The organism is Aquitalea palustris, from assembly GCF_003693445.1.
Lineage (GTDB): Bacteria > Pseudomonadota > Gammaproteobacteria > Burkholderiales > Chromobacteriaceae > Aquitalea > Aquitalea palustris.
The window spans coordinates 1-5,556 of record NZ_RFAR01000124.1 but is presented as its reverse complement, the minus strand read 5'-3'; the positions used below and the strand labels follow the sequence as shown (position 1 = coordinate 5,556).

Annotated in this window: 6 protein-coding genes; 3 read left to right on the top strand and 3 right to left on the bottom strand. The window is 60.4% G+C overall.

The window, feature by feature from the left end; translation table 11 throughout:
- Nucleotides 1-116 precede the first annotated feature (116 nt).
- Both EAY64_RS19635 and pdxR read right to left on the bottom strand, forming a co-directional pair.
- Complete coding sequence (locus EAY64_RS19635) at nt 117-617, bottom strand: 2-thiouracil desulfurase family protein (protein ID WP_103526393.1); 501 nt, start codon at nt 615-617, stop codon at nt 117-119.
- A complete protein-coding gene (pdxR, locus tag EAY64_RS19630) occupies nt 614-2,068 on the bottom strand; it encodes a MocR-like pyridoxine biosynthesis transcription factor PdxR (protein ID WP_103526391.1) in 1,455 nt (484 codons plus the stop codon). Before pdxR ends, EAY64_RS19635 begins: the two co-directional genes overlap by 4 nt.
- A gap of 102 nt (nt 2,069-2,170) precedes the next feature.
- Here pdxR and EAY64_RS19625 point away from each other — a divergent pair, with 102 nt between their 5' ends.
- From EAY64_RS19625 to EAY64_RS19615, 3 genes are all read left to right on the top strand, one after another.
- Nucleotides 2,171-2,560, top strand: coding sequence for a rhodanese-like domain-containing protein (locus EAY64_RS19625; RefSeq protein WP_103526390.1), 390 nt, complete (start codon nt 2,171-2,173; stop codon nt 2,558-2,560).
- An 8-nt stretch (nt 2,561-2,568) separates the two neighbouring features.
- A complete protein-coding gene (locus EAY64_RS19620) occupies nt 2,569-3,324 on the top strand; it encodes a GNAT family N-acetyltransferase (RefSeq protein WP_103526389.1) in 756 nt (251 codons plus the stop codon).
- Between the two features lie 92 nt (nt 3,325-3,416).
- Nucleotides 3,417-4,856 carry a hypothetical protein gene (locus EAY64_RS19615; RefSeq protein ID WP_103526388.1) on the top strand — a complete coding sequence of 480 codons (1,440 nt, stop codon included), beginning with the start codon at nt 3,417-3,419 and terminating at the stop codon, nt 4,854-4,856.
- A gap of 100 nt (nt 4,857-4,956) precedes the next feature.
- Here the strand turns inward: EAY64_RS19615 and EAY64_RS19610 are convergent.
- Nucleotides 4,957-5,556, bottom strand: a 600-nt coding sequence (locus tag EAY64_RS19610) for an aldehyde dehydrogenase family protein (protein ID WP_122081975.1), incomplete at its 5' end; no start/stop codon positions are given.

The following is a 5,556-nucleotide window of genomic DNA, read 5'->3' as shown; positions in this document are numbered from 1 at the left end:
TAGTGTGGCATTCGCCATGTGAAAGTAGGACACCGCCAAACTTCCCATTCGCCAGCATGCTGGCTAGCAAAAAGCCCGGACTTGTTCCGGGCTTTTTGCATTCTGATCTCATCAAATCAACGCATGTCGGTCACCAGTGCCAGCAGTTGGTCTATTTCATTTTCATTGAATACCTGCAAGCCATGTTGTTGCAGCAACGCTGCGGTTACACCCTGGCCGTGCTGTAGCTGCTGACTGAAGCTCCCATCGTAGATGTCGCGATTGCCACAGGACGGGCTATTGGCTTTAAGCAATGCCAACTGGCAACCATATTGTTTGGCCAGCTGCAGGGTGAGCTCGGCACCAGCCTTGAACGGCTGGCTGACATCTTCGCCACTGGCAGTAACCACCCTGGCTTGGCCGAGCAGCACCTGCCGGCCATCGCCATGAATGATTTCTGCGGCAGGTCGTGGCACGGGGAGTCCACCTGCGCATTCTGGGCAGACGGGCAGTAGCTGGTAATGTGCCGCAAGTTGTGTCAGACATGCGGCATCCTGGCTCTTGGACTGGCCATCGTAGCGCACAGGCTGTCCCAGCAGGCAGGCGCTGATCAGCAATGGTGGTTTGTGATGGCTCACAGCATGGGCTCCAGCAATTGCGCCAGCCGCAAGGCAGACTGGCGGATAAGGGTTTCTTCGACGCCGGCATAACCCAGCACCAGCCCGTTTTGCTGGGGCTGCTGCAGGTAATGGCCGGATAGCGGGCGCAGCCATAGCTGCTCCCGGGCGGCAAGGCTGCTCAGTTGCTGGTCGTCGACATGGGCTGGCAGCCGGGCCACCAGATGCATGCCGGCCTGGCCTGCGGATAAGGGAAGGGCCGTGCCCAGAGCATGGTCCAGTGTATGGCGCAGCAGTTGTTGGCGTATGCGGTACAGCTCGCGCATGCGGCGGATGTGTCGGGCAAAGTACCCCTGTTCGATAAAGTCGGCCAGCGCCGCTTGCTGGGCATAGCTGCCTTCGCGGTAGAGGCGGGCATAAGCAGCACGGAAGCTATCGATCAGCGCCGGTGGGATGACCAGATAGCCTAGCCGTAATGCCGGAAACATCACTTTGCTGAAGGTGCCGACATAGATGACCCGCTCGCTGCTGGCCAAGCCCTGCAAGGAGGCGATGGGCTGAGCATCGTAGCGGAATTCGCTGTCGTAATCGTCCTCGATGATCCAGCTATTGCAGGTTTCGGCCAATTGCAGCAGCTCCAAGCGCCGTTGCAGCGACATTACCACTCCGCTGGGATATTGGTGGGAGGGGGTAATGTAGATCAGCCGTGGCGTGCTGTCGGCAGGCGCTGCCGCCGGATTCAGGCCTTCGTCGTCTACCGCTACGGGAGTGAGCTGCAGCCCGGCAGCTTGCAGTGCTGCCTGGGCGCCAACATAGCCCGGGTCCTCCATCCAGGCGCAGTCGCCGGCATCGCTCAACAGCCTGGCGGTCAGCTCCAGCGCCTGCTGGGCGCCTTGCACGATGAGGATATGCTCGGGCTGGCAGCGCACCGAGCGCGACAGCTGCAGATAGTCGCATACCGCTTGCCTGAGTTCTGGCAGGCCACCTTGTTGCTGATAATGCCACCAGTGAGCAGGAGCCTGTTTGCTGCGCACTTGCTGCAGTCGCTGCCAGGTGTGATGCGGGAACTGCTGTAATTCCGGCAGGCCAGGCGCAAAAGCACCAGTCAGCCCGGTGGGCAAGCGGCACTGCGCAGTCAATTGCTGCCCACGCTGTGACAGGCCGGCATGTGGCATGGTCAGTGGCGTATGGGCGCTTTGCTGGGCAAACACCTCGCTGACAAAAGTGCCGGCTCCCTGCTTGCTGTGCAGATAGCCTTCTGCCAGTAACTGGTCGTAGGCGGCCAGCACGGTATTGCGGCCGACTTGCAGCGCCTGCGCCAGGGCGCGGCTGGCGGGCAGGGCGGTGCCGCCTTTCAGTTGCTGACTGCGTATGGCTTCGCGTAGCAGACGGTATAACTGCTGCCCCAGTGTGGCCTGCCCGTCGCGCAGCAAGCAACGCTGCAGGTGTTCGATAATCCAGTCGGTTTGCACGATGGTGAGTGGTTCCTGCCTGAGGGTAGTAAGTGGTTCTTTTAGAGGAATCAATTTGCCCGTAATCTGCTGATATTGCAATGCATGCACAAGGAGAGGCTGATGACACAGCTGGAGTTCTATCAGGCCAAGCTGGCCTATGAAATCGATGCCGCTGATGTAAAGGCCGCACTGGATGCCGGGGAGAAGCTGATCCTGATCGATACCCGTGCTACCAGTGCATTTGCGCGGGAAACCATTCCCGGTGCCTTGTCCTTGCCACACCGTACCATGTCGGCACAGACCACGGCAGCGTTGCCGCGAGATGCCTTGCTGGTGCCGTTTTGTGATGGCATCGGCTGTAATGGCTCAACCAATGGGGCGATCAAGCTGTTGCAGCTGGGGTTTAGGGTAAAAGAGCTGCAGGGTGGGCTGGATTGGTGGAAGCGTGATGGCTACGCCACCGTTGGCAGCCATGCGGTGGCGGCCTCTTCCATTCACTGTGCCTGTTAGGAGTGCTTATGTCTGATGCTTTTATCGCGCAGCGCCTGGCTGCTGGCGAGGTCAATGCCCTGGGCCAATTGCATGGCCTGCCGTTGCCCGCGTGGCAGCCCTGTCCGCAGCCGCAGCCCGTGGTGTTGCAAGGACAATATTGCCAGCTGGAGCCCTTGTCGGTGGCCCGCCATGGTGAGGCGCTCTACGCAGCGATGCAGCGAGATGTCGCGGGCGCAAACTGGAGCTATCTGCCCTATGGCCCGTTTGCTGATCTGGCAAGCTATCAGCAATGGCTGAGCAGCATGGAAGGTCTGGCTGATCCGCAGTTTTACGCCATCGTGGACGCGGGGTCGGGGCAGGCTGTTGGCCTGGCGAGCTATTTGCGCATCGACCCGGCCAATGGGGTGATCGAAGTGGGCCATCTTAATTTCTCGCCCTTGCTGCAACGCACGCCAGCGGCGACCGAAGCCATGTATCTGCTGATGCGCCATGCCTTCGAGCTGGGCTACCGGCGCTATGAGTGGAAGTGCAATGCCCTCAACCTGCCTTCACGCCGCGCGGCCGAGCGCTTGGGTTTTCTGTTTGAAGGCTTGTTCCGGCAGGCGATGATCAGCAAGGGGCGTAACCGCGATACCGCCTGGTATTCGATACTGGATGGCGAGTGGCCGATGGTGCGCCAGACGCTGGAGCAATGGCTATCCAGCGACAATTTCGATGCAGCGGGACAGCAGCGCCAGGCTTTGGCCACGATGATGACAAGCTGGAGACAAGCGCAGCAATAAGCCTAATTGCGGCATTTGGGCCTCCCGAGGTTTCACCTCGGGTGGGCTGGCGGGTACAATGGGATGTTTTTGCTGATTTTTCTGGTTGACTGATGACACCTCATCCCCGCAATGCCCATATCAAGGGCGAGCCGCAACTGCCCAATCGCTTCATTTTTGGCGACGCCGTGGACGAGTCCGGTCTGGAAGCGACCGAGTATCTGGTGCATACCGCTGCTCCGGCCTTTGTCTGCCGGCTGGTTGGCAATGACTTCACCGACTTTGCCGGTCGTGATGAGGACGAGTTTGCCAGCGCGTTGTTATTCGACGTGGCTGGCAACCGCAGCGTTTACGTATGCAACCGTGGCTTGCGCCTGTTTGATTTCACCTTCACTGGCGAGGCCCCCACTGCGGCCCGTCTGCAGGCCATCTGCGACGAGGCCATTGCCTGCTATCAGCGCTTGCATGAAGCCTATGCCGAACGCGAAGTCGGTCCCAAGGCCAGGGAAATGCGCCAGGGGCCGACCGAGCCCTTGCCACCGGCCGAGCGCAGCCGCGCCATCCGTACCTTGCGGGAGGCGGCGCGTGCCGCCGCGCAGGATCCGATTCATCGCGCCGGTTTTGCCGCCCAGGTACAGCAGGCCCTGATGGGCGGTGACCAGGCGGTATTCACCGAAGCCCAGCTATCCCTGCTAGGCGAGCCGGCGGCACGTGCCTTGCTGGTGAATAGTGCACGTGATGCCATCGCCTTTCCTGAGGTAGTGCGGGCGGATGGCTCGGTGATGTCTTTCGAATTGTGGGCTTTGCCGTTTGCCTTTTCCCGGGCACAGGGTGGGGTGTGGTGGCACTTCCCCTTGCTGGAGCGACTGGAAACGCCGCTGGCGGATGCGCTGGATGTGCCGGAAAAAGCCATTCTGTGGATTTCTCCCACGCTGTTTACCGTGGACATGCTGAATGAGCGCGCCTGCCAGAACCTGATGCACCTGGCTGGCGTAATGGATGCCGGTTGTGATTTTGCGCCGCTGGATCCAGACTCTTCCCGCGCCACTTATGAGGCAGCACGCAAGACGCAGGACCCGCAGCTGGTGATTTCCTGGCTGCCTTTCCTGGTGGAGCGTGGTGCACTGCCGGTAGAGCAGGCGCGGCAATTGTCGCGCAAGGCGCTGGATGCGGTGATGCCGCTGGTGCAACAGGCCATCGGTGCCGAGATGGAATATGGCGAGGCCGAGCTGTTTGCTCCACTGCCGTGGTGGGAGTCTTTGCAGGCGGGCGTGCGTGCCTGGAACCGCAAGCGGCTGGGACTGACCGTGGCCTTGATTGCGACCCGGGTTGGCGGTCTGCAAGACCTGGAAGCCGTGGCCGAATATCAGCCGGAAATGCAGGGTTATGAGGTGGGCCTCAAGCTGCGTGGCAGCGAGGAACTGCTGGCGCGCTCGCCCTGGCTGATGGTGCCGGACGTGGCGCCGGACAAGGATGCCACCTGGCAGGACTTGTGCGATTGCCTGCGCGAAGCTGACATTCCACTCTCGGAAACCATCGTCAAGCTGCACTGACTGGTTTGTTGTCGCATGGAAAAAGGGCCGCTTGCGCGGCCCTTTTCTTTGCCTGGTATAGAAAGGCCGCAGAAGTGGCCTTTCACAGGAATGACAGGACTTACTTGTCCAGACCGCCCAGCAGTACGTATTTGATTTCCAGATAGTCTTCAATACCGTACTTGCTACCTTCGCGGCCGAGGCCGGATTGCTTTACGCCACCGAAGGGTGCCGCTTCATTGGACAGGATGCCGCTGTTGACGGCGACCATGCCATACTCCAGGCCTTCCGATACTCGGAAGATACGACCCACATCGCGGGCATAGAAGTAGCTGGCCAGACCGAATTCGGTGTCGTTGGCCATCTGGATGGCTTCTTCTTCGGTGCTGAAGCGGAACAGCGGTGCCAGCGGGCCGAAGGTTTCTTCCTTGGCCACTTTCATCGCCGGCGTCACGCCGGTAATCACGGTGGGTTCGAAGAAGCTGTGACCCAGGGCGTGGCGCTTGCCACCGGCTACCAGCTTGCCGCCCTTGGCCAGTGCGTCGGCAATGTGCTCTTCCACCTTGGCTACAGCATTGGTGTCGATCATCGGACCTTGGGTAACGCCGTTTTCCAGACCATTGCCCACGTTCAGCTTGGCTACTGCAGCCGCAAACTTTTCGGCAAAGGCATCATAGACGCCATCCTGTACCAGCAGGCGGTTGGCGCAGACGCAGGTCTG